The sequence below is a fragment of the Microvirga medicaginis genome (assembly GCF_052658925.1).
Genome location: NZ_JBQWEL010000003.1, coordinates 397,533 through 423,988 on the forward strand (window position 1 = coordinate 397,533; position 26,456 = coordinate 423,988).

At 57.8% G+C, this 26,456-nt stretch carries 19 protein-coding genes, 2 tRNA genes and 3 pseudogenes; 12 read left to right on the forward strand and 12 right to left on the reverse strand.

Annotated elements, in window-relative coordinates; genetic code table 11:
• Nucleotides 1-54 precede the first annotated feature (54 nt).
• Entirely contained in the window at nucleotides 55-666 is a 612-nt protein-coding gene (locus ACUXUR_RS07080; protein ID WP_445501635.1) for a biotin transporter BioY, read from the forward strand.
• Between the two features lie 223 nt (nucleotides 667-889).
• On the opposite strand, the gene ACUXUR_RS07085 is transcribed toward ACUXUR_RS07080, so the two are convergent.
• Complete coding sequence (locus tag ACUXUR_RS07085; protein ID WP_445501636.1) at nucleotides 890-1,180, reverse strand: hypothetical protein; 291 nt, start codon at nucleotides 1,178-1,180, stop codon at nucleotides 890-892.
• Nucleotides 1,181-1,370: 190 nt separating this feature from the next.
• Here ACUXUR_RS07085 and ACUXUR_RS07090 point away from each other — a divergent pair, with 190 nt between their 5' ends.
• On the forward strand, nucleotides 1,371-2,066 hold the full coding sequence (locus tag ACUXUR_RS07090) for a hypothetical protein (protein WP_445501637.1): 696 nt from the start codon (nucleotides 1,371-1,373) through the stop codon (nucleotides 2,064-2,066).
• 61 nt (nucleotides 2,067-2,127) lie between these two features.
• On the opposite strand, the gene ACUXUR_RS07095 is transcribed toward ACUXUR_RS07090, so the two are convergent.
• Nucleotides 2,128-2,523, reverse strand: coding sequence for a DoxX family protein (locus ACUXUR_RS07095; protein ID WP_445501638.1), 396 nt, complete (start codon nucleotides 2,521-2,523; stop codon nucleotides 2,128-2,130).
• Nucleotides 2,524-3,110: 587 nt separating this feature from the next.
• Here ACUXUR_RS07095 and ACUXUR_RS07100 point away from each other — a divergent pair.
• On the forward strand, nucleotides 3,111-3,434 hold the full coding sequence (locus tag ACUXUR_RS07100) for a hypothetical protein (protein WP_445501639.1): 324 nt from the start codon (nucleotides 3,111-3,113) through the stop codon (nucleotides 3,432-3,434).
• An 82-nt stretch (nucleotides 3,435-3,516) separates the two neighbouring features.
• On the opposite strand, the gene ACUXUR_RS07105 is transcribed toward ACUXUR_RS07100, so the two are convergent.
• A tRNA-Pro gene (locus ACUXUR_RS07105) sits at nucleotides 3,517-3,593 on the reverse strand.
• Nucleotides 3,594-3,750: 157 nt separating this feature from the next.
• Between ACUXUR_RS07105 and ACUXUR_RS07110 the strand changes: the two genes are divergently transcribed.
• The 7 genes and pseudogenes from ACUXUR_RS07110 (at nucleotide 3,751) to ACUXUR_RS07140 (ending at nucleotide 11,415) form a co-directional block, all read left to right on the forward strand.
• Nucleotides 3,751-3,825: transfer RNA gene (locus ACUXUR_RS07110), tRNA-Gln, on the forward strand.
• A gap of 357 nt (nucleotides 3,826-4,182) precedes the next feature.
• The gene (locus ACUXUR_RS07115) at nucleotides 4,183-5,658 is read left to right on the forward strand and encodes a phosphomannomutase (RefSeq protein WP_445501640.1); all 1,476 of its coding nucleotides are present in this window, start codon (nucleotides 4,183-4,185) and stop codon (nucleotides 5,656-5,658) included.
• Nucleotides 5,659-6,133: 475 nt separating this feature from the next.
• Nucleotides 6,134-7,195: a dTDP-glucose 4,6-dehydratase gene (gene rfbB, locus ACUXUR_RS07120; protein ID WP_445501641.1), complete on the forward strand. Its 1,062-nt coding sequence runs from the start codon at nucleotides 6,134-6,136 to the stop codon at nucleotides 7,193-7,195.
• A gap of 63 nt (nucleotides 7,196-7,258) precedes the next feature.
• Nucleotides 7,259-7,814, forward strand: a pseudogene (gene rfbC / locus ACUXUR_RS07125) (dTDP-4-dehydrorhamnose 3,5-epimerase).
• A 179-nt stretch (nucleotides 7,815-7,993) separates the two neighbouring features.
• Nucleotides 7,994-8,799: pseudogene (gene rfbA, locus ACUXUR_RS07130) on the forward strand (glucose-1-phosphate thymidylyltransferase RfbA).
• A gap of 310 nt (nucleotides 8,800-9,109) precedes the next feature.
• Nucleotides 9,110-10,159 (forward strand): non-hydrolyzing UDP-N-acetylglucosamine 2-epimerase, encoded by a 1,050-nt coding sequence (wecB, locus tag ACUXUR_RS07135; protein ID WP_445501642.1) that lies wholly within the window; start codon nucleotides 9,110-9,112, stop codon nucleotides 10,157-10,159.
• Nucleotides 10,156-11,415: a glycosyltransferase gene (locus ACUXUR_RS07140; protein WP_445501643.1), complete on the forward strand. Its 1,260-nt coding sequence runs from the start codon at nucleotides 10,156-10,158 to the stop codon at nucleotides 11,413-11,415. Before wecB ends, ACUXUR_RS07140 begins: the two co-directional genes overlap by 4 nt.
• Here the strand turns inward: ACUXUR_RS07140 and ACUXUR_RS07145 are convergent.
• From ACUXUR_RS07145 to ACUXUR_RS07160, 4 genes and pseudogenes are all read right to left on the reverse strand, one after another.
• Entirely contained in the window at nucleotides 11,349-13,223 is a 1,875-nt protein-coding gene (locus ACUXUR_RS07145; protein WP_445501644.1) for a glycosyltransferase family 4 protein, read from the reverse strand. The two genes, ACUXUR_RS07140 and ACUXUR_RS07145, sit on opposite strands and share 67 nt — an antisense overlap.
• An 841-nt stretch (nucleotides 13,224-14,064) precedes the next feature.
• On the reverse strand, nucleotides 14,065-14,481 hold the full coding sequence (locus tag ACUXUR_RS07150) for a M10 family metallopeptidase C-terminal domain-containing protein (protein ID WP_445501645.1): 417 nt from the start codon (nucleotides 14,479-14,481) through the stop codon (nucleotides 14,065-14,067).
• A gap of 915 nt (nucleotides 14,482-15,396) precedes the next feature.
• On the reverse strand, nucleotides 15,397-16,770 hold the full coding sequence (locus ACUXUR_RS07155; protein ID WP_445501646.1) for a calcium-binding protein: 1,374 nt from the start codon (nucleotides 16,768-16,770) through the stop codon (nucleotides 15,397-15,399).
• Between the two features lie 144 nt (nucleotides 16,771-16,914).
• A pseudogene (locus tag ACUXUR_RS07160) lies at nucleotides 16,915-17,118 on the reverse strand (IS5/IS1182 family transposase); the annotation flags it as partial.
• Nucleotides 17,119-17,600: 482 nt separating this feature from the next.
• On the opposite strand from ACUXUR_RS07160, the gene ACUXUR_RS07165 reads away from it, so the two are divergent.
• Nucleotides 17,601-19,037, forward strand: a complete 1,437-nt coding sequence (locus ACUXUR_RS07165) for a glycosyltransferase family 4 protein (RefSeq protein ID WP_445501647.1) — start codon at nucleotides 17,601-17,603, stop codon at nucleotides 19,035-19,037.
• Between the two features lie 72 nt (nucleotides 19,038-19,109).
• Complete coding sequence (gene asnB, locus ACUXUR_RS07170) at nucleotides 19,110-21,008, forward strand: asparagine synthase (glutamine-hydrolyzing) (RefSeq protein ID WP_445501648.1); 1,899 nt, start codon at nucleotides 19,110-19,112, stop codon at nucleotides 21,006-21,008.
• Nucleotides 21,009-21,037: 29 nt separating this feature from the next.
• Here the strand turns inward: asnB and ACUXUR_RS07175 are convergent, their stop codons facing one another.
• The 5 genes from ACUXUR_RS07175 to ACUXUR_RS07195 form a co-directional block, all read right to left on the reverse strand.
• A complete protein-coding gene (locus tag ACUXUR_RS07175) occupies nucleotides 21,038-22,222 on the reverse strand; it encodes a glycosyltransferase (RefSeq protein ID WP_445501649.1) in 1,185 nt (394 codons plus the stop codon).
• Nucleotides 22,215-23,339 (reverse strand): glycosyltransferase family 4 protein, encoded by a 1,125-nt coding sequence (locus ACUXUR_RS07180; protein WP_445501650.1) that lies wholly within the window; start codon nucleotides 23,337-23,339, stop codon nucleotides 22,215-22,217. The genes ACUXUR_RS07175 and ACUXUR_RS07180 overlap by 8 nt, the downstream gene beginning before the upstream one ends.
• Nucleotides 23,336-24,484, reverse strand: coding sequence for a DegT/DnrJ/EryC1/StrS family aminotransferase (locus tag ACUXUR_RS07185; RefSeq protein ID WP_445501651.1), 1,149 nt, complete (start codon nucleotides 24,482-24,484; stop codon nucleotides 23,336-23,338). Before ACUXUR_RS07185 ends, ACUXUR_RS07180 begins: the two co-directional genes overlap by 4 nt.
• Nucleotides 24,484-26,085: a Gfo/Idh/MocA family oxidoreductase gene (locus ACUXUR_RS07190; protein WP_445501652.1), complete on the reverse strand. Its 1,602-nt coding sequence runs from the start codon at nucleotides 26,083-26,085 to the stop codon at nucleotides 24,484-24,486. Before ACUXUR_RS07190 ends, ACUXUR_RS07185 begins: the two co-directional genes overlap by 1 nt.
• Before the next feature lie 44 nt (nucleotides 26,086-26,129).
• Nucleotides 26,130-26,456, reverse strand: a 327-nt coding sequence (locus tag ACUXUR_RS07195) for a UDP binding domain-containing protein (RefSeq protein WP_445501653.1), incomplete at its 5' end; no start/stop codon positions are given.

Genomic DNA, 26,456 nt, shown 5'->3' on the forward strand with positions numbered 1-26,456 from the left:
TATAAGGCGTCTTGAGCCGCCTGCGAATGGCGGAATGTTCTGGAGATTAATTTCATGTCGACTGGCGCTACCTCGCTGTCTTCTCCGTCGACCCTCGTCGGCCTCATCTGGCCGTCCCGGGACGATGCCCGTTTTGCCGCGCTGCGCGCCATCGTCCTGATGGCTGTGGGTACGGCGCTTCTCACCCTGTCCGCCAAGGTTCAGGTGCCGCTGCCTTACGTTCCCATGACCCTGCAGACCCTGGTCGTGCTCATCATCGGCGCGTCCTATGGCTGGCGTCTGGGCGGCGCAACCGTCGGCCTTTACCTTCTCCAGGGCGCGATGGGCTTGCCCGTCTTCGCCGGCCCGACGGCCGGAATCGGCTACATGATGGGCCCGACCGGCGGCTTCCTTTTCGGCTTCCTGGCCGCAGCCATCGTCATGGGATTCATGGCTGAGCGTGGCTGGGATCGCTCGCTCCTGCGCGTCATCGTGATGATGAGCCTCGGCCATGCGCTGGTCTTCGCGTTCGGTCTTGCCCAGCTCTCGCTGGTGATGCCCTTCGCCAAGGCCTGGACCGTGGGCGCTGCTCCGTTCATCGCCGCCACTCTGGTGAAGACCGCTCTGGCCGTGGCCCTGATGCAGGCAGCCTGGGCAGTGACCCGTCGTGGCGAGGACGCTCGCTAAAAGCCTCCCTGCAGAGAGACAAAAAGAAGCCGCCCTCGGGCGGCTTCTTCGTTTGAGAATGGTGTGATAGCGAGCGCATCGGACGGGAAAACTGGACTTGCACTTTTCCCGTCCGATGCTCCCTTTTCAAGCGGCGCATCGTTGACTGCGGAAAACCGGATTCACTTTTCGCTGACGCGGCCCTTCGGGTCACTGACGTGGCCCGCTGGGTCCGCACGATGCTCTAGCCCACTGAATGGACGAGCCGGAGATTGGGCTTGGCCTTGATGCTGCCATGGCGGAAGGTGATGTCGACCCAATCCTCATCGCCACCGGCCTCAATGATCCGGTAGCCCATTTGCTTGGCAATGGCTTCCACCTGGCTCAGATTGGAACGGGAAATCCAGCGCGAGAACTCAGGGATTTCCTGATCCATGAGAACCGCGAGCATGCCGATCTCGACTCCCTGGTCGAAATCTTCGCTACGGCCGGGAAACCGCAACCGCAGGCCGTCATCAAGATGGATATGTCGCATGGTGGGAGCCCCCAAATCGCCGTGTGCGGCATTCTTTTGTCGGACTGTAGCAATATTCCGTCAGAACAGGAAGGCGGCATGGGAGCGCAGCTCCGCAACAAAACTTGGCCGTGATGCAAGATAGGCTGGAACTGTGCCCGAGACCGCTCATTAGCCTCCCGAGTTCAGATGAGAATTGTGGAGGCGACCCATGGCTGAGCGCAGAATCACGGCCTTCTTCAACACCTATGACGAGGCGGCCAAGGCCGTGCAGCGGCTGGAGGCCGCTCACATCCCGGATTTCGAGATCAGCCTGGTCTCCAACAACGCTGACAACACCGTGTCGCATCATGCGGCGCACTCCTTCGACGAGGAGGAAACATCGCATGAATTCGTCGGCGCGGGGGCTGCGGCAGGCTCGATTGCCGGAGGCGGCGCCGGACTCCTGGCCGGTCTCGGTACGGTCGCGGTTCCGGGTCTCGGACCGGTGATCGCAGCGGGCTGGCTGGTTTCGACCTTGGTCGGCGTCGGAGCGGGGGCCGCTCTCGGCGGCCTCGTCGGAGCGCTGGCCGATGCAGGTCTCAGCGAAGAAGAAGCCAAGGCCTATGTGGATGGCGTCCGACAGGGAGGGACGCTCGTGACCGTCCGCGTGGACGAAGCCGAGATAGACCGCGTGGTGGATATCCTTGACGACGAAGGGCGCGTCGAGCCCGGACAGCAGGAGCGGGATTGGCGCTCACAAGGAGCGGCTCCGCCGATCGGCGCCGCAGCCTCCACCACCACGGGCCTCACGACGGATCTCATGCCCAATCCTCTCGACGAGGAGGAGGATGATCACACGCTGCATGTCGAACTGGAGGATGAGCGCGTGAGGCGCATGACAGGCTCGGGCAGCGACAAGACCTGATGCAAAAAGCGAGAGGCTGTTTCGAGCTCTCGCTTTTCCCTTTTAAAAAATGTGCTGAGGCTCAGCGGCTCCTGCCCAGGAGGTTGTCCAGGCTCCAGGCACCGCCGCCTGCTGCGACGAAGTAGAGGAACACGAAACAATAGAGAATGGCTGCGTCGCCGCCGTTCAGCACAGGGAAGAAGCTCTTCGGCGCATGGGCGACCCAATAGGCGACTGCCATCATGCCTGAGAGCACGAATGCGACAGGACGGACGAAAAGCCCAAGAACGAGAAGAGCGCCCCCGAACAGTTCGAGCACGCCTGCAATCCACGACAGGCTGAACATCTCCGGCGAGGCGCCTGCCGGGAAGCCAAGAATCTTCTGAGTGCCGTGCGCCATGAAAATGAGGGCTGCGACGATGCGCAGGACGCTGAGAAGGCGCGGCGCCCAAACGGACTCTAGCGAAGTAGTCTTCATCAAATGTCTCCGGTGATTGGAATAGCGGCGCTGTTATCACTCGCGCCGGTGGCGAGGACATCGGTTAGCGGTCTCGCTTCGGCATTTCCAGGTGCGAAAGCACACGCGTCGGTAACGAATTGCTTACCATGTTCACAGGACACTTTGACCGTTATCGGCGTTCAGGCGTTTCCCTTATGCCAACAGCACAGGAGGCTGCCATGACCATCCTCGATCCTCTGACCGGTCAACTCGTTACGATTGATCTTACACCCCGTCCGCGTCGCTGAGAAGAAGCGCGTTCCCTTCTGGCAGTCGCTAGAGTTCCGCTAGCGTTCCCATTTTCTTTTGATTGTTTCTCTCCCGCACAGACGACTTTGGTTCTCATCGCATTCTTTTGAATTCGAGCAGCTCTGTGCGGCACAGCACCTTCCGATAATGCGACGCTTGGTTCCGGCGAACATGCCGGAACCCGAAGGCTCAACCTGCATTTGTCCTGCAAGAGCAAGGTCCTATGGGCGTTGCGGCCGAGTTTACTCGCTTCGCGTTCAGTAACCTTAGCTTTGGAGCGCAGTCGTTGCAGAAAACGATCATTTCGGGAGAGTTGAATGGCTCTGACAGGACGCTTTAACCTCCGCAAGACTTTCACGGGCCGAATCGTCTTGCAGGTCGAGGAGGAGGTGCAGACCTTCTGGGGACGTATGACGGGCCGTCCCAAGCTGCACCGCCGGTGGCGCGATGCCAATGTGCTCGATCTCGCTGCGCCCGAACTGCGCTCTCTGGTCGATCTGCGCTTCCGTCCCCGCTACATGCCTCAGGGCCAGGAACCTTCTCAGGATTGGCCCAAGTCCCCGCGCCAGCTGGAGGCCATTCCGGCCCAGACCCTTCACTACGAGACCTACGACGAGAACGGCCGCTTCTCGACCCATTGAGGGGAGGGGCGGCATCACAGACGCGAAAATGGCCGAGCCACATCATGGCTCAGCGGCGTCTCTTATGGCTTAGAAGAGAGAATGGTCGGAGTGATAGGATTCGAACCTACGACCCCCTCGTCCCGAACGAGGTGCGCTACCAGACTGCGCTACACTCCGACACCGATATTTCATCGGGAAGGCCGGTCTTATAGCGGCGGCAGCTAAGGGCCGCAAGGGGAGATTTGTGTCTCTCGGCAGATATCTTTCCAAAACTGACTCCTCGCAAAACCGGGTTGCCAGGGAGCCCTTCGCCGATTATGTACACGCCCACCATTGGGGCGTCGCCAAGTGGTAAGGCAGCGGTTTTTGGTACCGCCATTCCCAGGTTCGAATCCTGGCGCCCCAGCCATTCCTTTTGTTTTCAAGCAAATCGGGGTGCCTGTCAGGGCTAGAGTGAAACTCGCCGGACAGGAGACAGAGGTTTCAGCATTCCCTGACCGGTTATCTATGTTCCGGAGCTGCACCTCGTCCCGAGGGTCCCAGATTGCGGGCTTGAGGAATTCATTCTGCGTCTGCGGGTCCGTCTCGTGGAGCCTGCTAAATTTCGTGCTTTCCCCAATGAGCAAATGCTCAACCGACAGGTTAGACGGAAGGCAACGCTATCTTTCGTGACATCCAAAAGAGCCCTCGAAACATCCCCGAGGTAATCCGAAGGATCCCGGTTCCTGCCTAGACGTCAACGGCGCCGGAACCCAATAATCAGCGGATGAGCAAGATCGACACAAACAATGCTGCGGGAGCTGGTGAGAGCTCCCTCAAATTCGGCACCAGCGGGTTACGCGGACTCGTTACGGAACTGAACGGGATCCCAGCTTACGCGTATACGCGCGCTTTTGCTGCGATGCTCCAGGAGGACGGCGCTGCAGCCAGGGCGAAAGGGGCGGTTCTGGTCGGACAGGATCTGCGGAGCAGCAGTTCCAGCATCGCGCGGTTGTGCTGCGCCGCATTGCGAGATGCCGGTCTCATCCCTGTCGATTGCGGCGCTCTTCCGACGCCGGCATTGGCTTATCATGGTTTGCAGCGCGGCGTTCCCGCTGTCATGGTGACAGGCAGCCATATTCCGGAAGACCGCAATGGATTGAAGTTCTACCGAGCCGAAGGCGAGATCGACAAACAGGACGAAGTTCGCATTCTCGCGCATCACGCCAGGTTGAACATCCGGGAACTCCCCGCTGACGTCCAGGCCGTGCACGCCGCGGCGCCTGACAGAGACCCGCTCGCCGCCTATAAGGCACGCTACCTCGATTTCTTTGGGGCTGGGGCTCTGTCGGGGCTCACCGTCGGCGTCTATCAGCATTCCTCCGTGGCGCGTGATGTCATCGTCGAGGTCATCGAAGCCCTTGGCGCGCGAGCCGTTCCACTTGGGCGTGCAACGAGCTTCATTCCTGTCGATACCGAAGCGTTGCGGGCAGAAGACGAAATTCTCGCGCAGCAATGGGCTGACGAGTTGGTCCTTGATGCGATTGTCTCGACCGATGGCGATGCCGATCGCCCCCTTATCGCAGACGGAAGAGGCACGTTCCTGCGCGGCGATCTCGTTGGGGCGATTACCGCGCGTCACCTCAATGCCGATACAATCGTGACGCCTGTAACCTCCAATTCGGCCCTGGAAGAATCTGGAGCGTTCAAGAACGTCCTCCGCACGAGAGTCGGATCGCCTTACGTGATTGAAGGGATGGTTGAGACTAAACGCAACGGTGCAGGCGTCATTGTTGGCTTTGAGGCCAATGGTGGTGTCTTGCTTGGCTCCGAAATTGATCGAGGAGCGCATCGCCTTGCCGCGCTTCCCACCCGCGATGCCATGTTGCCCATCCTTTGCACCTTGAGCGAGGTCGCGGCACGGACGCAATCGCTTGCCGGGATCGTGGCTGACTTCGCTTTCAAGGCTGCTGCGAGTAACCGCCTGAAGGATGTCGCGAGCGAAAAAACAGGGATCTTTCTCTCTCGGCTTCAGCAGGACATCGCTTTCCGCAGCGATCTGTTTGCTCCTCTAGGCGGAGTCGCCGGCCTTGATCTGCGTGATGGGCTGCGGGTGACTGCGAATAACAGCGAGGTCGTTCACTTTCGTGCGTCTGGGAACGCACCTGAGTTGCGGGTCTACGTCGAGGCTGCAAGCCAGTCCCGTGCGGAAAACCTTCTCGATTGGGGGCTTTCGGTCGCGGCACAGCAGATTGGCGCCTGACCGGACTTACTGACGAAGCAGACCGCTCGAAGATCCCGGGTGAGCAGAGCGGCCGCCGATTTGAGCGCAGCGGCCGACTTTTCCAAGGCAGGCTTCCAGAGCGGCAGAATGCGGCACTGCCACGAATGTAATTTCTATTATAACGTATAATATTTATTTGGAATGCCGCTTGGGGCTTTTAGTCCTACTCAGCTGCGGGATTGAGTTTTGTGGGATCTAGTGCGTCAATGGTTGCTCTTGTTTCGTCAACATTGCACTTATGTTTGCTTTCAACAAGAATGCATGAATATAGATTCTTGAAATTTTGTCACAAATATTTCGGAAATTGAATTAATATTGAATTTATATATGAACTGAATGAAATGTGGCGCTCGGTATAGACGGGTTCAGTTCTTGACTTCTACATTCATCTATAATTTCAGCCTTCAAGTATGGCTCTGAGGACCAGAGGCTAGCTGGTGGAAGGTATGCTAGGATGACGAAGCGCTTCCTCGTGACTGGCGGAGCCGGGTTTATCGGCTCGGCGGTCGTCCGCCGCCTGATTGGCAAAACGCCCCATCAGGTCGTGGTGGTGGACAAGCTGACCTATGCTGGCAATCTCGACTCTCTCGCCTCTGTCTCTGGCAAGCCCCGTTATGCCTTCGAGCGCGCCGATATTGCGGATGCGGCCCGCATGCGGGAGATAATCGAGCGCTTTCAGCCGGATGTGATTATGCACTTGGCGGCCGAAAGCCACGTGGATCGGTCCATCGACGGGCCGGCCGAGTTCCTCCAGACCAACGTGGTCGGCACCTTTGTGCTGCTGCAGGAAAGCCTGCGCTACTGGCAGGCTTCAGGTGGCGGGCGCCGCGGCACCTTCCGCTTCCATCACATCTCGACCGACGAGGTCTTCGGCTCGCTGGGGGAGGATGGCTTCTTCCACGAGAGCTATCCGTATCAGCCGTCCTCGCCGTATTCCGCCTCCAAGGCAGCCTCCGACCACTTCGTCCGAGCCTGGCACCATACCTATGGCCTGCCTGTCGTCGTGACGAACTGTTCCAACAATTACGGTCCCTATCACTTCCCCGAGAAGCTGATCCCGCTGATGATCCTCAACGCGCTCGAGGGCAAGCCGCTGCCGGTCTACGGCAAGGGTGAGAACGTGCGTGACTGGCTCTACGTGGACGATCACGCCGCGGCGCTCATCCTGGCGGCCGAGGAGGGCAGGGTCGGCGAGAGCTATAATATCGGCGGATGGAACGAGCGCCGGAACATCGACGTGGTGAAGGCTATCTGTACGCTGGTCGACGAACTCGCGCCCGATCCGGCGATCGGTCCCCGTGAAAGTCTGATCACCTATGTGGCCGATCGTCCCGGGCATGATCTGCGCTATGCAATCGATGCATCAAAGATAAAGCGAGAACTTGGCTGGGCTCCTGTCGAGACATTCGAGAGCGGCCTGCGCAAGACAGTGCAGTGGTATCTGGCAAATCGGACATGGTGGGAGAGGATCCGCTCTGGAGTTTATCAGGGCGAGCGACTCGGGACTGCTGCCTGAGCGGGAGAACAGTGTGCATCTCTGTCCTGTGAGTGCCTCCTGACAATAGGATTTGTGATTCGAATGCTAGAAGTTCAGCCCATAGCCATTCCGGACGTGAAAATCCTGATACCGAAACGCTTCAGTGATCATCGAGGAGTATTCTGCGAGACGTATACCCGGCAGCGCTTTGTTGAGGCAGGCATTTCTGAGGAATTTGTGCGGGACAATCACTCTCTGTCTGTTCCGTGGGTACCGTGCCGGGGCTGCATTTTCAGAGTGGTTCCTTCGCACAGGTCAAGCTCGTTCGAGTGACACGAGGCCGCATCCTGGATGTTGTCGTCGATATCCGTCGCTCATCTCCAACTTACGGCAAACATGTTGCGCTGGAGCTTTCGGCAGAAGATGGGCGACAACTCCTCGTTCCAATTGGCTTTGCCCATGGATTCTGCACTCTTGAGCCTAATACCGAGACGCACTACAAGGTCTCAGCTTACTATTCCGCGGCCCATGATCATGGACTCGCGTTCGACGATCCGGCCTGGGGATCGAATGGCCGGTGCCGTTGGACCAAGCAACTCTGCCAGATAAGGACCGAAAACAGCCGAAACTCGCAGAGCGTTCCCCGTATTTCGACTAGCGCATCGGATCGTTCGCCGCTGAAAATCGGAGCCACTATTCCGCACGATACGGTAGAAGGGAGCGCGTTCCGCTCGCAATGACAACAAGAGAGCAGGGAGTTCGATTCAGGGGCTGCCTTGTTTTCAGAGCTGGAGTTTGCGCAGCCGTTGATGCGGCTGCTGATGAAGGGGCAAGATTGTGAAAGGCATCATCCTCGCTGATGGGAGCGGCACGCGTCTGCATCCGACGACCTATGTCACCTCGAAGCAACTCCTCCCGGTTTATGACAAGCCGATGATCTACTACCCGCTGACCACTCTCATGTTGGCGAGGGTACGCGATATCCTTATCATTTCCACCCCCGATGACCTGCCGCGCTTCGAGCAACTTCTTGGCACTGGGGAGCAATGGGGCTCCGCTTATCCTATGCGGCGCAACCAAAGCCGGAAGAGCTTGCCCAAGCCTATGTCATTGGCGCGGACTTCGTTGCCGGAGGGCCGTCAACCCTCATCCTCGGCGACAACATTTACTACGGCCATGGCCTGACGGACTTGCTGCGTTCGGCTTCCAGCCGCACCTCAGGCGCTTCGGCGTTCGCTTGCCATGTGACAGATCCCGAACGGTATGGCGTGGTCGAGTTCGACGACAACGGTCGTGCCGTATCCATCGAAGAGAAGCCTAAGGTGCCACGCTCGAAGTGGGCTGTGACCGGGCTGTATTTCTACGACCATCAAGTCGTCGACATTGCCGCCAAGCTGAAACCCTCTGCTCGGGGTGAACTCGAGATTACAGACGTGAACCGCGCCTACCTGGAAATGGGTCAGCTGCATATCGAGCTGATGAGGCACGGCTATACTTGGTTGGACACCGGTACGCCAGATAGTTTTACGGAAGCCTCAGAGTCCGTGCGCGTACTGGAAAAGAGGCAGGGATTCCATATCGCCTGCCCGGAGGAGATCGCCTATAACGCGAGATGGATTAATAAAGACCAATTGGTTGCATAGGGGAATGCACTCTCCAAGAGTTCTTATGGACAATATCTTTTAACTATAGCTGACGGTGGGTCTTAGATTAATCTAAAAGCGCGGCAGACCCAAGCAATGGCGGATTAGCCTGTTGCAAGTACATATGCAAAGAGCAATTGACGTGTTAACATGAAACAAAATAGCCTGCTTTTTTGCCGCCGCCCTTCAGATTGAGGTAGAATTCAGACGGTGTACAAGCCAATTAGCTAGTAAGAGCATGAGGTCTCTACTATCTATCGGGCGATAGGCTTCCATCAGTCGATTTTTGGATCGAACAGCACATCCCATCATGAAAAAAATTGCAACGGTCATCGGCGCGCGGCCCCAATTCATCAAGGCCGCACCTTTATCTCTTGAAATTGCCAATTCAGGGCAACTGAAGGAGGTGTGTATCCACACGGGCCAACATTTCGACGAGAACATGTCGGGCGTGTTCTTCCGTGAATTAGGGCTGCCGAAGCCAGCCTATCAACTCGATATTCACGGCGGCCCTCATGGCCAGATGACCGGGCGCATGATGGAGGCGATCGAGGCCATTCTCATGCAAGATCGCCCCGATGCCGTTCTGGTCTACGGCGATACGAACTCTACCCTCGCAGGGGGGCTTGTGGCTGCCAAGTTGCACATCCCGGTCGTTCATGTGGAAGCCGGCCTGCGATCCTTCAACCGCAAGATGCCCGAGGAGGTCAATCGGGTGTTGGTCGACCATATCAGCTCGCTTCTTCTATGCCCGACCTCGGCGGCCATCGAGAACCTGACCAACGAGGGTATTACCAAGGGTGTCCATCAGGTCGGAGACCTGATGTACGACGCAACCTTGAGATTGACTTCTATTGCCGCAAGGCACTCCCGCATCCTGGAGGCGCTGTCCCTTGAACCGAAAGGTTATGGCGTGGCTACTCTGCATCGTGCCGAGAATACGGACAGCCCGGATGCGCTGCGCAAGGCGATTGCCTTCCTCGTCGGTCTCTCCGAAGAAGTTCCTCTCGTCTTGCCGCTCCACCCGCGGACGCGCAAAGCCCTGGCGGATGCTGGTATCGAAGGGACCGGCTCGCAGCTGAAATTGATTGATCCAGTCGGCTATCTCGATATGCACATGCTGCTCAGCAATGCGAGCGTCGTGGCAACGGATTCGGGAGGCGTTCAGAAGGAAGCCTATTTCCACCGGGTGCCTTGCATCACTCTACGCTCCGAGACCGAGTGGGTTGAAACTATCGACAACGGGTGGAATCGGCTGTGGCACCAGGAAGAATACCGCCCGCGGCGCGAGATCCAGGAATATGGCACGGGTGACGCTGCCAAGAGGATCCTGGAACTCCTGAGGGACGCGCAGTTATGAGTGCACGCCGCTACAAGGTACTGCACGGCTTTCAAGCGTCTGCTGGTCAGCCGGGACTCATCGCACGCGGTTTACGTGAGATCGGTGTCGATGCCGCCAATGTGATCGTCGGCCATAACCGGTTCGGTTATCCGGCAGACTTCCATTTCCCGGATGCATCGCGAACGACGATGCGTCGAGTTCTGGCCGAACTTGGAGGCGACTTCGATATCATCCATATTCACGCGATCACGCCATTCTATACTCAAGGCCTGCCGGTTTTCCCGATGGGCACGGACCTCCTGGCGCTGAAGGCTGCCGGGAAAAGAATCGTGATTCATTTTCGCGGAAGCGAAGTTCGATTACCGAGTGTCTTTCAGGTTGCAAGTCCTTACAACTACGTCGCCGATGATCCCGAGGGGCTCGTCGCACGATTTCCAGAGGCTGGCCAGCGCCTCTACATCGATCTTTGCCGATCCATCGCTGACGAGATGGTTGTTACCGATCCTGAACTCCTCTCTTATGTGCCTGGTGCAAAGGTCATTCCGCGTGCCATCGACATGGCCGACTGGAGCTATGTTGGACTTCCGCAGCGGGAGCGCCCGCTGATCGTACATGCTCCCAGCCGTCAGGGCGTTAAGGGTACACGTCACATTCTGTCTGCGGTCCAAACCCTCAAAGCCGAAGGGCTTCAGTTCGATTTCCAACTCGTAGAGAACATGCCTCAGAACGAGGCGCGGAATATCTATGAGAGCTGTGATATCATCGTCGATCAGCTCCGTATCGGCTGGTACGGTGTTCTTGCCACGGAGGGAATGGCGCTTGGTAAGGCGGTTGTCTCCTATATTCGCGACGATCTCCTGCACACCTTTGGAGATGCGCCACCGGTGACGGTCGCCAACCCTCAGACGATTGTCCCCGTTCTGCGGAAACTCATCACTTCATCTCATCTGCGGGCCGAAGTCGCCGAAAGAGGACATGCGTTTTGCCGAGAAAACCATGATGCTCGTTTGGTGGCCGAGTCTTGCGCCGCACTCTACGAGCACGTTCTTTCCCGTCCTGCCAGAATAGATTTGCGCGCCTATATGGAAATCAACGAGAGTCAGGAAGGGATAGGCTTGGCTCTTCTTGCGGATGCTCAGGCTCGGGATTCCTCTCCAGGCAGGCCGAGCCGCCTGACACCACTCTACTGGAAGAAGCTTTACCAGCTTTATCGGGAGAGAGGCCCAGGCAGCTTCCTGCGCATGGCGGCAACGAAGCTGACCAAAGGTTGGTAGCGCCGAGCGCGAGATCTCACCAGCGAAATCAATTTCCTGTGCATTTTGGGCTGGATCTTTGCTTGGACGGTGGCTTTACCCTCTCTCTTGGATAGATGCGCTTCAAGCCGTCCACGGCTGACGATCATATCTGTTATTGTCTCGTCATGCTCCAGTTGACGTAGCTCAGTTTGCCGTAACAGAAGAGGGCTCGATCCTGCGATCGGCGTTTTACAATGCGTCACTAACTCATCCACTGGTGTCACGTGCGAGAGCAAGGCGCTTGCCGTTCCTGCGGGAAACTCTTCTGCAGTCCCGAGCCCGACCACAGCTTTGCCAGCTGCCAGCAGGGCCATTCGATCAAGGGCGCTGGGCCAGCTGACATCACTATGAATCACGAACGAGTCATATTTAGCGGCAAGCCGGGAGAGAACTCCAGCTCGGTCACCCAATGTTGTAGGGTCACAATAGAAATCGCACTCGTCTTCAGGGGACTCAGCACTCACAACTGCAACATCAGCCATGAGTCCACGTTCCGACAAATTAGTTCTAAGCTCTGCTAGGCTCTCCGACGTTCTCGAGATCAGGAGAACTCGGGACTTCGATGTATGGCCGAGGATCTCATTATAAATCGCCTTGAGCTTTTCGGCTTGTCTCTGCCATGAAAATTCACTTTTGAGAGCTGGTGTAATGTTGGCTGTGTACTTTGCCTTTTCCCGCAGCACTAAGCTTATCGCGTTTGCGCACGAGATGCTGTTCTCGGCCTCAAAGACGGCACCGATCCCATACGTGTCGACGAAGCGTTTCATCTCGGCGACATCGCTGACTACTACAGGTAGCCCGGCATGAAGATACTCGAACATTTTATTCGGCATGGCCACTTCACCATTCGGGTAGTGAATAAGGCCGTGAGTGCCGATATCCGCCGTGCGAATAAAGGATGTCACCTCCGCACCAGGAACGTAGGGGAGTGAATGGAAGCGGTCACCCATCCCCAATGTGTCTGCCATATTTCGCAGAGACGAGACGTATTTGCTGTCGCTGACAAAACAGAGATGAACGCCTGGTAGGCTCGAGACAGCCGAAACGATCGTTTCGCATCCCCTCTCTTTCTTGGCCACCCCGATGTAGACCACCAATGGAATATCGGGAGAGAGCCCAAGAGAGGATCTCACGTCAGGCTTTGTATCGTCAGTTTCCTGTCGTGCCTCGGGCGTATTGTAGACGACGGTAGGACCCTTCCGTAGATGGTAGATCGACTGAACCTCCTGAGCCAACCGCCCACTCACGGTGACAAGGTGGTCGGCTTGCCGGAGATAGCGTCTTTCATATTCGATGCTCGAAAGGCGATAGTTCTCGGGGACGGTGGTCAGTCCGACGACGAATTCATGTAGATCATGAATCCAAGGAACAATCTTCCCCTTTGCTGCCAACCCTCGCGAGATTGCCGCGCCTAATCTCAGACCCAGCATGTCATGAGAATGGATCAGAGAGGGGGCCAACTCTTCCACAACTGGAGCCATCGCCTTAAGGGTGCTCTCTACGAGAAGCCATAATTGGCGCTTCTCCTTGTCGGCGGGCCACAGGTTCTCCTTCTTCAGGTCCAGCACCCCGCTTGGAACAAGGATGACCTGAATTCCTTCTACCTCGATCCGAGACGGCGCGGTGTCGTTACCAATCCCGACAATAGTTGCCCGATATCCAGCCGACTCGGCAGCCTTGGCTGTTTTGATGAGCCGGCTGTCACCGATAACGCCATTCATGACCAGGGAAACGATGTGGGCGGGCTCGTGATCTTCTGAGCCACTCAAGCTGGCGTTAGGAATCATATCTCTCTACCGTTCGCGAACATTGTATCTGTACCCACTCGGTCATTGTGATTCAAGAAATCTCGACTCGCAGATGAGGTCGCACGTACAATGCGTGATTAAAGCAAGAATTCGCGGCCTGGCACATTTCTATGAACGATTGGATATCGTTCTGGCAAAGGAGCGCAGACTAGTATGAGAAGAGGGAGCAACTGACAACGGTTTGGTATCAACTATTTGCATCTGATTTTTTGGAAAGCCTCGTGCCGCGTCAAAGAGAACAGGAAGAGAACGCTTGACCCAATAAGCTCAGCCGAAGCTCTCGGGTCTTGTTGATTCAGGATCAGTCCCAGCTTCCATGCTGCCGCTCCCGATTCTGCCAACGCTTGGCTGCACCACGGCCTAGGTTACCAGGACATGAAACAGCAGCTCTCTGGAACAAGGGTCAAGCTGCAGCTGTTCTCGGTATTGTTTAAGGGACCGTTACAAGGGCGGACAAACGGCTTGAGCAAGAAGCGCTAAAAATCCTCACTGAGGTGGGAGCCTGCGTACCGGACAGCCAAGCTCTTGTTAAGGGGCAGCGCCTGCTGGCCAAGGCTCTTGAGAGGGCAGAGCGGCGAGGACGTGAGGCTTCCGAATACATGAAAGAGGGTCGCGACTGGTATCGATCAGCCCTTGGCCAAGACACTCAATCCCCGGGCACGGCTCGAAGACGACAGTCCGAAGCCCTCAAGGTTTCCCAAGACTAGCTATACGGGAATGAAGGCTCACGCTTAAGCCGCCGAGCACCTCTGCCGGAATATGGGGCAGGATCCCACAAGGACATCGGCACTGATGACAAGACTACCAATTTTATCACCATTTAAGTCGCCATGAACGTATTCGTTCTCGGTTCGGAGTTGGCCATCATCTCCCGTGAAAGCCTTAGACCCGACGAATCTGACGTGTGGTTGCCAGCTGTGTCTGGGTCGGCATCCATGCGGGACAGATCAATCGCATCCCGGCCACGCTGAAAGGCGGTGATCTTGTCTGGGCTGTTCCTTGTGCTGTGCGACACAAAGTCGAAGCGGAACACATCGTAGTCGGCACTACCAGCCGAAGCGCTCTGGCCAGTGCCGCCGATGATGGTGTCATTCCCATTTCCGCCCACGATTGCGTCGTTGCCGCCATACCTGTCGATGACGTCGCGAGTAGTGTTCCCAATGATGGTGTCCTTGCCAGCCGAGAAGCTCTTGAACAGGGCAACGTCATTGAAGTTCGATGTCTGAGCAACCTTCACGAGGAGCGTAGCAGGAACGCTGACGCTCGTAATGCTCCCCACTAGTCAGGTTATAGAAACCGTCCGAATCCAGGTGAATTTGTCCTGGATAAACCCGCCTCAACCGTTTGCCGGGAACTGTTGCTGTTGTTCCACACGTTATCTTTGCAGTTTTAGAAACAGGAGGTTCGCATGAGCAAGTCTGTTGCATGCCTTCTAGGATACATGTTGGTCGGCATTGCTGCGTCCAGTTCGGCTAATTCGCAGGCCTACTTCGATGAAGGCTATGGGGGAGGGTACGGCCCAATTCCGGGTCGCGGCTATTCCGATGTAGAGCGGCGCTACGATAGAGGGCCGACTTATCAGGAGCGGTATCTCGAATATGGACGTCGCGGACGAGTGAAGCGCGTGACCCGGTCTACTAACCCTTATACAGGCCGCACCTATGTTCGGGCTGTGGAGCGTGGCCCATATGGACCAATAATTCGAGAGGAGTTCCGGCAACCTGATGGAAGCAGGGTAACGCGACGCACATTCACAGGGCCGAATGGTCAGCGCAAGGTGATTGTTGAACGCTACTGATTTTCCTAGAATGAGTGGCGCTCGGAACTGATCCTTCCCAGTTGCACGAACATTAAGGGGATTGAGAGCAGGTGTGCTCCTGCATCAGGGGCCGCTGCTAGGAATGGTTGGGCATCCAGTGGGTTCTCGGCCGAATTATAGCACCTGACCCACCGCAAATCGGTCACCCACCTCATGTCCTTGGGCTTGGGCGGGAGATCCCATTCATCCGGGCCTATAGAGAGCAATGGGTGCTTCGCTCCCACAAGTCCTGAAGCCTATTCCAGCCGACGGCGCGCAAACCATGCCCGCCTCTGCAAGGGGCATTTTCAGCCGTCGCTCTCAGCAAACCATGTGTGCTGTCAACCAGAAGGCCTACAATATGAAATTCCCACTGGTGACGACCTGCGTATAGTTTCGAAGCAAAACTTGAAGCTCTGCATCAAGGTCGCCGTTCACGTTGGCTTGCACGACTGTGTTTCCGGTGGCATCGCTTTCAAAGCGGAGTTGCCCTGCTCCTGTAAATGCACCAGAGCCGATCAGCGTGAAGGACTGATCGCCTGCCACAAGGAGATTGGCATCAATCGCACTAAGGTCGATGCGATCCGTGGGCCCGAAGTCAAGGATATGGTCCCAGTTAACCGTATCGGCAGAGCTCTCCGCGACACTATTGAAGACAAAGGTGTCGCGTCCCGCGCCGCCCAGAAGCAGATCTCTGCCGCCGCTTCCAGTCAGGCGGTCATCACCATCTCCGCCGCGCAGAACGTCATTTCCGGCTCCACCATAAAGTGTATCATTGCCACTGGCGCCCGTGAGCTGATCATTCCCAGCTTGGCCGGCGAGATTGTTGTCGCCGCTATTGCCAAAGATCTTGTTCCCAAGATCATTGCCGCGACCGATCAAATCGCCCGTGCTCCGGAGCACGAGGTTCTCTACCCCGCTCGCCTCGCTGCGGCCGGTCAGGCTAAAACTTACCGTGGTAATAATTGTATCAATGCCGCCTGAGACACTCGTGCTTGTTTCGATGACCCGGTCGAGCGAGTTGTCGAGGTAGTAAGTGTCGTTTCCTGTGCCGCCATTCAAACGGTCAGCTCCAAGGCCTCCATTGAGCACATCATTACCGGATCCGCCGATAAGAAAATCAGCACCGACCTCACCATAGAGGCGATCATTGCCGGCACCCCCATTGATCGTGTCGTTGCCGACACCGCCGAAGATGAGATCATTCTGTGCTCCACCGAGCAGAGCATCGTCGACGAACATGGCACCCAGCCTGTCATAGAGAGGTACATCGTTCGGCTCGATACCTGCCGGCAGGTTTTGCGCCAGATTGATTCCGACAGCATGGAGCGTTGAGGCAACAACGGTGTTGCTGTTGACCTCACCGCCAAAGTCGATTTCAAAATCTGGAGCTTCGACGCCATACTGCAGATGGGCCATGTCAATATTCATGGCATGCTGCACCATCAGGTTCCATACTTCGTCCGGATCGCGCCCGTTGAGATCGAGAACAGTGTGATGTCGCTGTGCTGGCGTAGCGGAACCGCGGGCATCTTCGGAGCTCGCCAAGCTGATATTCGCCTCAGCTTCCAAGTCTCCATCGTCTCCCAAGTTACCTCGGATGACTCTCTCGTCAATAACGTTTCCGGAGTCATCTGTGACGGTCTTTACGAGGTAGAGATGGTCGTACGGAGTTGTCACTCCGAACAGGTCGACAGGTTTCGACTCGATGGCAATTGTTGTGGGCACGGATTTACTCCGAGAATCTTTGGAAAGAATCCATCTGCTCGGAAACGAACAAAGTTGAAGAAGGTTCCTACTTCAGGTTTCATATTCCTACGAGCGTTTCCTGATGATGCTCCGCCAACGCAGACTAAGAGGCTGTCCTGTAAATCATGAGTGCCGTCCCAAGCGACGGACGAGGAGCATGACGGAAGCGGCATAGAAGAAGGCTCGAACTGAAGAGAGCGTCGCCTCCGGATCTTTCCACGCCGGTTGCAGCTGATCCACGCGAAGAACCGTTCCACGACCCAGCGGCGTGGGTGCACCGTAAAGTCGACCTGATCGGGCGGCTTTAACGATCTCGATGTGGATCGAGGGGACCTGGGCTGGAGCCTGTCCAGGCGGCGGCTGATCAGAGCGCAAGAGCCGCCCGGCAATCTGCCGCGCATCACGTAGAAGATTGCGTTTAGGGTCTCGCAGGCGGGTCAGCGCCGCGGGCGTCCCCGAGCATGCGGCTCGGGCAGGGGGCAGCGCGATCAGCGTCCTCTCGACATCGGTCAAATCGGGCTTAAAACGCACCCATAGCGGCGAGACTCCGCCGATTGGTCTGGGGCCATATCGCGGGCCTCCAGGTCAGGTTTCAGTACCCTCTCGGAATCACGCCGTCGGCGAACACTCAATCCTTTTCGGAACGGGTTCTAAGCGAGCATCGCCGTTTGGTGACTTACCTCTTTAATGGTATGACATATCATAACGAGCAAGCTGACGCAGTCTAGGCGGTTTCGAGTGGCGAAGTTTTCATTTCAATTCAAGGCAATCCTCGCTATCAGGCCGCAATGTATATCCGGAGAATAGCCGTGTCGCGCCAACCTCATGTCGTATCGATCGTGATGAATGCGGTCGAGGGAGACAGCCGGGTCATCAAGACGGCTCAGGCGGCTATCAATGCCGGCTACAGAGCAACTATCGTTGGGGTCGCCTTTTCACCAGACGTGGTGAGGCAGGAAATCGAAGGGGTTCCGGTCGTTCTCCTTCCGCATTTCGCGACCGAAATGATGAAGTACGGCCTATGGGGGGGGGCTTCGGCAAGAGACCTCCGTCTGCTGGTCGGCGGACATTTGCAGGCGCTGATCCCTGAGATCGTAAGCCTCGAGCCAGACTTATTGCATTCTCATGACATGATCGGCCTCAAGCTCGGAGCAGCTACGGCCCAGGCCATGACGATGAGTGGCCGCGCGGTACCCTGGGTCCATGACGTGCATGAGTTCGTGGCCGGGCTCACCGGGGAGGCCGCGAACTACATGCCGACATGCCTTGGCTATGAACGTGAATATCTCCACAAGGCCGATTATCTCTTTACCGTCAGTGAGCCACTGGCCGATGAGCTCGAGAGTCGCTACGCGTTGGTAACGCGTCCGACCGTGACCTACAACGCTCCGAACAAAAGCACGTTTGAGGAGTCCGGTCCGGACATCCGATCGACGTTAGGGCTTGCGCCCACCGATCCACTCGTCGCGTATGTTGGCCGCGCCACGCGACTGCGGGGCTGCGACACCATCCTAGACGCGGTCATGAAATTGGATGGGGTGCATCTCTGCTTTGTCAGCCAGGGATCATATGTCGAGGGACTTAAAGCGAGAGCCTCAAAGGCCGGCTTCGGTCACCGGATCCATCTCCTCCCATATGTGCCGAGCCATCAGGTCACGACGTTTGTTCGCACAGCGGATGTTGGAATTCACGGCTTGGTTCACTACCCCAACGGGGAAGTGGCGATGCCGAACAAGATGTTCGAGTATCTTCATGCCAGGCTGCCGATTGTCGTGAGCGATGTGGCGGCGATGAAGCAATTCGTCGAGCGTAACAACATTGGTGCAACGTTTGTCGCCCAGGATGTTGATTCCTGCACGAGTGCCATCAAACGGGCTCTGGGTGACGTTGAGCGCCTCCGTTCAAACATCACTGATGAATTGATTGAAGAGTATTCCTGGGAAGCCCAGGAAAGAAAGATCCAGAACGTTTATCGTGGTCTTCTGAGCGCGGCGAAGCCGGTGACGCCTGCTGCAAGGGATAGTGCGGCCATGGCCCAGCGGCTTGATGACATCGAATTTGAAGCGCGATATGGGCGCCACTTGGCGCAGATCAATTTCAAGACAGGAATTCGGCTGAACTCTATCCTTGGTCCGGTCTTTGCCGAGCGGGTTCGCTTCCTGCGTGAAAAAACCTCGGAGGAGGGCATTTTGCGGACTGCCCGCTTCGTTGGATCGCGATTGGTGAAAGCCATGAGGCGCGGCTAGGGCGTGCAAGGCGGACTGTTGGGCCTCTGCCGCTTAGCTTATGCATACAGAATGACGAATTGAAGGTTTCGAATGTGTGGAATATTCGCCTCCGTTGGCTTCGCACCTGAGCGCGAACGGATCTCGATCGTAGCCCATCGCGGCCCGGATGGAGAAGGATGGGAGACGCGGTCCTCGCCTGCAGGGCCCGTTGCTCTTGGTCATCGGCGGCTTGCAATCATCGATACGAGCGAGGCTGGGCGGCAACCTTTCTCCGACCCAAGCGGACGATTCCTGCTGACCTATAACGGAGAGATCTACAATTATCGCGAACTCCGTGAGGAGCTGATCGCTCTTGGCGATTCATTCCGCACCCATACCGATACCGAAGTGCTGCTCGCTGCATGGCGACGCTGGGGAGAACACGCGCTTCAGCGCCTTGTGGGGATGTTTGCCTTCGTCATATGGGATGACAAGGAAAAGCAGCTCTTCGCCGTGCGCGACAGGTTCGGCATCAAACCTCTGTATTGGGTAGAAGGGCAGGGCGGAGTCGCCTTTGCATCCGAAATCAAGCAACTCCTCGATCTGCCGGGCGGCGAGCGCCGGATGAACCTGCCTCGCGTGCACGACTTTCTTGTCGGTGGGATCAGCAATCACACGGCTGAAACCATGTATGCCGGCATCCGTCAGCTGCGTGGTGGCGAATGGGCCGTGGTGGATGCGCAAGACAGCGCCCGCGTTCGTATAACCGTGCGTCGCTGGCATGACATGCGCAGAGCATCGGTTCCCTCGATGAGCAGCGACGAGGCGGCTGAGACGTTCCGCGAGTTGATGGAGCAGTCCATTCGTCTGCACCTGCGGGCAGATGTTCCTGTCGGGGCGTGCCTATCGGGTGGCCTGGACTCGTCCGCCATTGTTGGACTGATGTCCCGCATTCTGCCGGAGGAGCACCAGGGACTGCATACGGTCTCTGCATGCTTCACTGACAAGTCCGTTGACGAAAAACCATACATGGATGCCGTCGTCAGCGCCACCGATGCGACACCGCACTTCGTCTTTCCAAAACCGGAAGATGTGATCGATCATGCCAACCTCATAACTTGGCACCAGGATGAGCCTTTCGCCTCGACATCGATCATTGCGCAATGGTGCGTGTTCGCTGAAGCGCAACGCACCGGGATCAAGGTCATGCTGGATGGGCAGGGTTCGGATGAAATTCTGGCCGGATATCACTTCTGCTATCCATACCACCTTGCTCACCTTGTGCGTCAGATCCGGTTGGGAGCATTTCTGTCCACGATCATGGCGCGCCGGCGGGAGCAAGGGCGTGCCGTTGCATCGCAGTTCGCACAGGTTGCCTTTGCATTAGCGCCGCGGGCTTTGTCGGATGTGATGTTCAAGGTTCACAGTGAGCGCCTGAAACACAGATGGCTCGACACTGATGTTTTGAATGCGATTGGGCGCCAGCCGTCGCCACTGCGAACCGCAGCCGAATCTCTCGGACTGCCGTCGCCGACGGATGTCGCATCGCTCTGCGATGTGATGACCTATGCCTCCAATCTTCCCATGCTGTTGCAGTGGGAGGATCGCAACAGCATGGCGCACAGCATCGAAGCGCGTGTCCCCTTCCTGGATCACCGGATTGTCGAGTTCGCTCTCGGGCTGGAGGCTGAACACAAGCTCGCAGGCGCGGAAACGAAGAAGGTTCTGCGGCAGGCTTTGGCGGATGTGCTGCCGCCGGCAGTGCGCGACAGGCGCGACAAGCTCGGATTTGCGACGCCGGAATCCAACTGGCTCAAGGGCCCCTTGCGGCCTCTTATCGAAGACGGTGTCGCGAAGACACTGGAGACCTGCCCAGGCCTTCTCAATGGCACTGGGGTACGTCGCATGCTTGATGACTTTCTCAAAGGACGCGATGCTTTGGGATCGACACTCTGGCGGATCGTGAATCTCGGCATCTGGGCCGACCGCTTCCGCATCACTGTGGCTTGATAATCAGAGCGCTGAGCCTTGCCAGGATGTTAAGCGCTCGATCGAGTCAGCAAAGTCTCGATGCAGGAACCCAGGCGATTGCGCTCCTGCTCCCAGCACAGAATCTGCGATGCTTCGCGCGCTTTCATACGAAAGGTATCGACAGTTTCGGGAGCCAGCTCATTGATAGCAGCGGCAATCGCCTCAGGTCCCACATCTGCGCTGACAACACCAATGCCGTGCTCCAAGACCAAGCTCTTGAGATCGGAGCCGGGGGATACAGCGACGGCAAGACCCGCGCCGATATATTCAAAGATCTTATTCGGCAAGGTGAATTGGTGCTGCACGGTCTGAAGCGGCGTAAAGAATACGCCGACATCGGCGCTCCGCGCAGCGGCCGGGATTACCTCTTCAGGAGGAACGGCTGGCTCGAACGTCACTTGGCCGTTCGTGCTCACGTTTGCGGCACGACGGTGAAGCTCTTCAAGATAGGTCGGGTTGCCGTCTCCGCGGATTATAAGACGATGGGCCGAACGCCACAGGGGGATGCTGTCGATCAGGCCTTCAAGGCCCCGCCCCGGAAGAATCTGTCCGTGGAAGAGCAGACGCAGAGGCCATTGCGTCTCCGACGCAGGAGGAAGAGCATGCTTGTTCGGGACGCTGCGAATGACAACCGGCCGCGTATCGAGGCCATAATGACGCTGCAGCTCCCGCGCCAACCCGGGGCTGATCGTGCTGATGCTGTCCGCGGCGCCAATGGCCGCCTTCTCTAGATGAGACACGAAGGGTTTGTAAACGAAGCGCCACCAGACTCGCTCATCGAATTCAAGCGTTGCAAATTCGTGCGAGTCGTAATGGATCAGCCCACCGCTCTCTGCCTTCCAGCGGGCAGCGACGACAAGGGCAGGCCAATCATTTGCAATCACCAGCCGAGGGTGAACTTCTTTCAGCTGCTTGAGAGCCCAGCGATATCGTGGCGATGACCAGAAACCTGCCATGGCAGCTGCTTTGCCAAGATGAGCAGGAAGCTGACGCGCCAGCGTCCCTATGCGATGGCTGAAGGTCGGTGCGGGAAGGGGCCATGAAACGAAATCATGCCCAATGCTCTCGCCAGGTGCGGCATAGCCGATGACCTTGGGAAGCAATCCCATCTTCGCCACGAGATCGCATTGGCGAAGCACCCGCTGATCCCGCGCGATCCGCGAGAATGACAGGATAGCGATGGGTTCACGCATGACGTCCCGCCGTCTCGGCCGAACCATCGATGATGGGCCCTATAATGGCATCGATCATCTCGGCGCGGTTGGCCCATGAGCCATGCTGGCGAATGTAGGCCACGCCATTCCGACCCCGGTGGCGGGCGAGGTCGGGCCGTGAGGCGATCTCCGCAACAACACTGGCCAGCGCCTCGGCATCGGCCATCGGAATCACCCACCCGGCATCGTTGGTGCGGACCAGATCCGCCTGAAAGGCGATATCGCTCACGATCACGGGGACGCCGCTGGCCATTGCTTCGAAGAATTTCAGCGGGGCGACCCCGGTCGTCAGATGGTCTGTCGTATCTTCCGTGATGCTCAGTGCCGCAATCGAGCCACGGACATAATTTGCCGCCTCGGCCTGCGGGAGGCGTCCCAACCAGGAAATCGTTTCAGACGGGGGAAGGTTTTGCAGCTGCTCGCGCTCAACCCCATCGCCGATGATGATCAGCTTCACACCCTTCGGCCACGTGGGCAGGCGCGCGGCACGGATCATCGTACCGATGCCATGCCAACCTGTCAGGGAGCCGACGAACACGACATAGGGATCCTGCTCCGACGGTCGCGGGCCTTCCGGAGTGAAGAGATTGGTATTGGCGGCATTGGTCACGATGCTGATGCGGTCGTGCTGGCTTTCGTTGGCCGCCCAGCGACGTAAGCCTTCGGTGACAACGAAGACATGAGAGGCCAGCCGCATCTGGATCCGGTAGGTCCAGTGAATCAGGGCTCCAAGCCGACCGAGCCATGGATAGGTGACAAAGATGTCATCCGGCCGACCATTGATCTCCTGAAACACCGGAATGCCGGCTGCCCATGCAATGAGAGAGGCCGGTAGAGCGGCAAAGTGAGACCGCATATAGACAGCGTCTGCTCTGCGAAGCCGGCGGACGATACCCCATTGCACGCGCAAGTAATCCAGAAGCCGCTTGAAATAGCTGGCCCCCGAACTGGCGCCGCCTCGGTCGGCAGCGAGCAGGCTCACCTGCCAGCCAAGGGACCGAAGCCCCTTGACGATCTCATGGATATGCGTGTGCGCCGCCTCGCCTTCCCGTGGGGTTTCCAATGCCAGGTAGAGAAGGTGACGGCCGGTTTTCACGCCGCAGCCGTCCTCGGTGCCAAAGCGCCCCGAACCGCTGCGACGATCCGGTCCTGAGTGGCTTCGTCCAGATAGGGATGCATGGGCAGGCTCACCACTTCTGCCGCAAGGCGCTCGGCTACCGGCAGACCGTTCCCGGCCACGGGGTAGTTCTTGTAGGCGGTCTGCTGGTGGAGCGGCTTGGGATAGTACACCATGGTGGGGACCCCGGCCGCCTTCATATCCGCTTGGAACTGCTCACGGTTCAGGCCCGGCAGACGCAGCGTGTACTGCGCCCACACGGAGGTGTAACCCTCAGGCGTGTCCGGTACGATCGCGACATCGCGCAGAAGGTCGTTGTAGCGCTTTGCAATCCGGTCACGAGCCTCGACTTCGCTCGGGAAGATCTTCAGCTTCTCGATTAGAATTGCGGCCTGCATCGTGTCCAGACGACCGTTCATGCCGATGCGGACGTTGTCGTACTTGTCCGAGCCCTGGCCGTGAACACGGATGGAACGCATCACCGCAGCGAGTTCGTCGTCATCGGTGAAGACCGCTCCGCCGTCGCCATAGCAGCCCAAGGGCTTGGCGGGGAAGAAGCTGGTAGACGTCGCCATACCGATCGAGCCGACTTTGCGACCCTTGTAAGTGGCGCCGAAGCTCTGGGCTGCATCGCACAGCACCCACATGCCCTCACGCTGGCACACGGCCTCGATGGCATCGTAGTCGGCAGGCAGACCGAAGAGATCGACCGGGATCACGCCGACAGGCTTCAGACCGAGGTCCTTTGCCGTCTTGACGGCGGCCTCGAGGCTGGCGATGTCCATGTTGAAAGTGTCCTCGCGGACATCGACAAAGATCGGTGTTGCGCCGGTCCAGGCGACCACTTCCGCCGTCGCGGCGAAGGTGAAGGTGGGGCAGATCACGGCATCGCCCGGCTTCACGCCTTTCGCCATCAGAACGAAGCCGAGGGCATCCGTGCCGTTGGCGCAGGACACCACATGCTTGGCACCGGTGAAGGCAGCAAGATCGGCCTCCAGGGTCTTCACCTCGGGGCCCATGATGTAGCCGCCGTGGTTGATGACCCGCAGAACGGCTTCATCGACAGCGGAGCCCAGACGCCTGCGCTGTGCCGCAAGGTCAATGAAAGCAATCGGATCCGTCATCACGCAATCTCCTCAAGTTTGTCGGGACCGACCTCACGATAGCGACGACCGGTTTCAGGGCAGACTAGATCAGGGCCGAGCTTGGCACCTGCATGGCTCATCCAACCGATGCGTTGGGCGGGAACACCGGCCATGAGAGCGAAGGCGGGAACATCCTTGGCGACCACGGCGCCTGCAGCAATGAACGAGTATTCGCCGAGGGTATGACCGCATACGATTGTTGCGTTCGCGCCAATGGAGGCCCCGCGCTTGACCAGAGTGGGCCTGTATTCAGACTTGCGGGCGATCTCCGAGCGCGGGTTGTTCACATTGGTGAATACGCAGGAGGGGCCGCAGAACACACCGTCTTCCAGCGTCACGCCCTCATAAACGGAAACGTTGTTCTGGATCTTGACGTTGTTGCCGACCGTCACCTTCGGCCCGATCATGACATTCTGGCCGACATTCACGTTCTTCCCCAGCGTCACATTCCCGAGAATATGGCTGAAGTGCCATATCTTGCTGCCTTCGCCGATCTCGACGCCTGTGTCCACATAGGCCGATTCATGGATCGTGACTCCGGTGTAATCTTTTGCCACGCGCGGCTTGGCGTGGATGGACGGAGACGCAGCCGGAACCGCAGCGCCATTCGAACGACCTTGGCGCAGGGATTCGGCAGCACGGGCCAGCACCGACAGAACTCGCAGACCTTCGCGGCCGTCCGTGCGCGGCGTTGCACCGCTGCGCACGCACTCGATGAAATGCTGACATTCCTGCTTCAGAGGCTCGTCCTGGGGGACAGAAACAGGAACAGCGTCGGCCTTTACTGGCACGGGCATATTGTCCTTCCACTCAACCTTATGCGGATAGAGAAGAAGTTTGCGGTCCCAAACCTCGCCATCATCGAAGACGGCCATGGCGTCTGAGCCGACGACCACGAGCTTCTGCTCCTTGAAGGGGTGAAGCCAGGACACGAACACGTGCGCCCGTTCGCCTCCGGGGAAGCTGAGATGCGTGGTCGTCACGTCTGCAATTGCATCATGCAGGTAATAGCCGCCGACAGCCTCCACCTTGTCCGGTTCGCTGCCGACGAGGGACAGGATCATGGAAAGATCGTGTGGCGCGAAGGACCACAGGATATCCTCCTCGCGGCGGATCTTCCCGAGATTCAGACGGTTCGAATAGACGTATTGCAGGCGGCCGAGCTTGCCCTCGCGGACAAGCCTCTTCAGCTCAAGAAAGACCGGATGATACTGGAGCAGGTGACCAACCATGAGGCGGCGATCGAGGCGCTCCGCGAGGGAGCACAGCTCCTTTGCCTCTGCCACCTCTAATGACAGGGGCTTCTCCACGAAGACGTGCTTGCCAGCTTCGAGGGCCCGCTTTGCAAGGGAGTAGTGTAGGGCGGCGGGAGCTGCGATCGCGACAGCATGGACATTCTTGTCGACCAGGGCTTCCTCGAAGCTGAGGGCCCGCCCGCCGTGCTTTGCGATCAGCCCCTCGACCGTCGGCTGGTGAGCATCGACCAGGGCTTCCAGGACGCCGAGTTCGGCGAAGTTGCGGACGAGGTTCTTGCCCCAGTATCCGCAGCCGACAACCGCCACCCGCACATCGCTTGTCATGATTATTTGCCCTTATCTATCCGTTGTTATCAGGTGATCTCAGATCAGGCTTTGATGACCCGACCCTCCGGAATGCCGGCCTTAGCACAGGCATTGCGGGTGTCGACGACGACCTTGGCGTGATCCACCACGAGCTTGTAGTCGACATTGTCGTGATCCGTGGCAATGAGGACTGCGTCATACGCGGCGAGCGTCTTCGCATCGAGGACGACCGAGCGGCGGCCGGCGAGTTCTGCATGTTCGCGGGTCGTCGGGATCACAGGAATGTAAGGATCGAAATAATCGACGTGGGCGCCGCGAGCCTCGATCAGCTCGATCAGCTTCAGGGACGGGCTTTCACGCATGTCGTCCACATTCTTCTTGTAGGCGAT

Bases quoted from the DNA above. Each gene is read 5' to 3' on its own strand.
- rfbB (WP_445501641.1), top strand. From the start codon at position 6,134: ATGACGAAGCGCTTCCTCGTGACTGGCGGAGCCGGGTTTATCGGCTCG.
- ACUXUR_RS07095 (WP_445501638.1), bottom strand. From the start codon at position 2,523: ATGAAGACTACTTCGCTAGAGTCCGTTTGGGCGCCGCGCCTTCTCAGC.
- ACUXUR_RS07100 (WP_445501639.1), top strand. From the start codon at position 3,111: ATGGCTCTGACAGGACGCTTTAACCTCCGCAAGACTTTCACGGGCCGA.
- ACUXUR_RS07085 (WP_445501636.1), bottom strand. From the start codon at position 1,180: ATGCGACATATCCATCTTGATGACGGCCTGCGGTTGCGGTTTCCCGGC.
- wecB (WP_445501642.1), top strand. From the start codon at position 9,110: ATGAAAAAAATTGCAACGGTCATCGGCGCGCGGCCCCAATTCATCAAG.
- ACUXUR_RS07175 (WP_445501649.1), bottom strand. From the start codon at position 22,222: ATGCGTGAACCCATCGCTATCCTGTCATTCTCGCGGATCGCGCGGGAT.
- ACUXUR_RS07090 (WP_445501637.1), top strand. From the start codon at position 1,371: ATGGCTGAGCGCAGAATCACGGCCTTCTTCAACACCTATGACGAGGCG.
- ACUXUR_RS07080 (WP_445501635.1), top strand. From the start codon at position 55: ATGTCGACTGGCGCTACCTCGCTGTCTTCTCCGTCGACCCTCGTCGGC.
- ACUXUR_RS07145 (WP_445501644.1), bottom strand. From the start codon at position 13,223: ATGATTCCTAACGCCAGCTTGAGTGGCTCAGAAGATCACGAGCCCGCC.
- asnB (WP_445501648.1), top strand. From the start codon at position 19,110: ATGTGTGGAATATTCGCCTCCGTTGGCTTCGCACCTGAGCGCGAACGG.
- ACUXUR_RS07115 (WP_445501640.1), top strand. From the start codon at position 4,183: ATGAGCAAGATCGACACAAACAATGCTGCGGGAGCTGGTGAGAGCTCC.
- ACUXUR_RS07140 (WP_445501643.1), top strand. From the start codon at position 10,156: ATGAGTGCACGCCGCTACAAGGTACTGCACGGCTTTCAAGCGTCTGCT.
- ACUXUR_RS07185 (WP_445501651.1), bottom strand. From the start codon at position 24,484: ATGACGGATCCGATTGCTTTCATTGACCTTGCGGCACAGCGCAGGCGT.
- ACUXUR_RS07190 (WP_445501652.1), bottom strand. From the start codon at position 26,085: ATGACAAGCGATGTGCGGGTGGCGGTTGTCGGCTGCGGATACTGGGGC.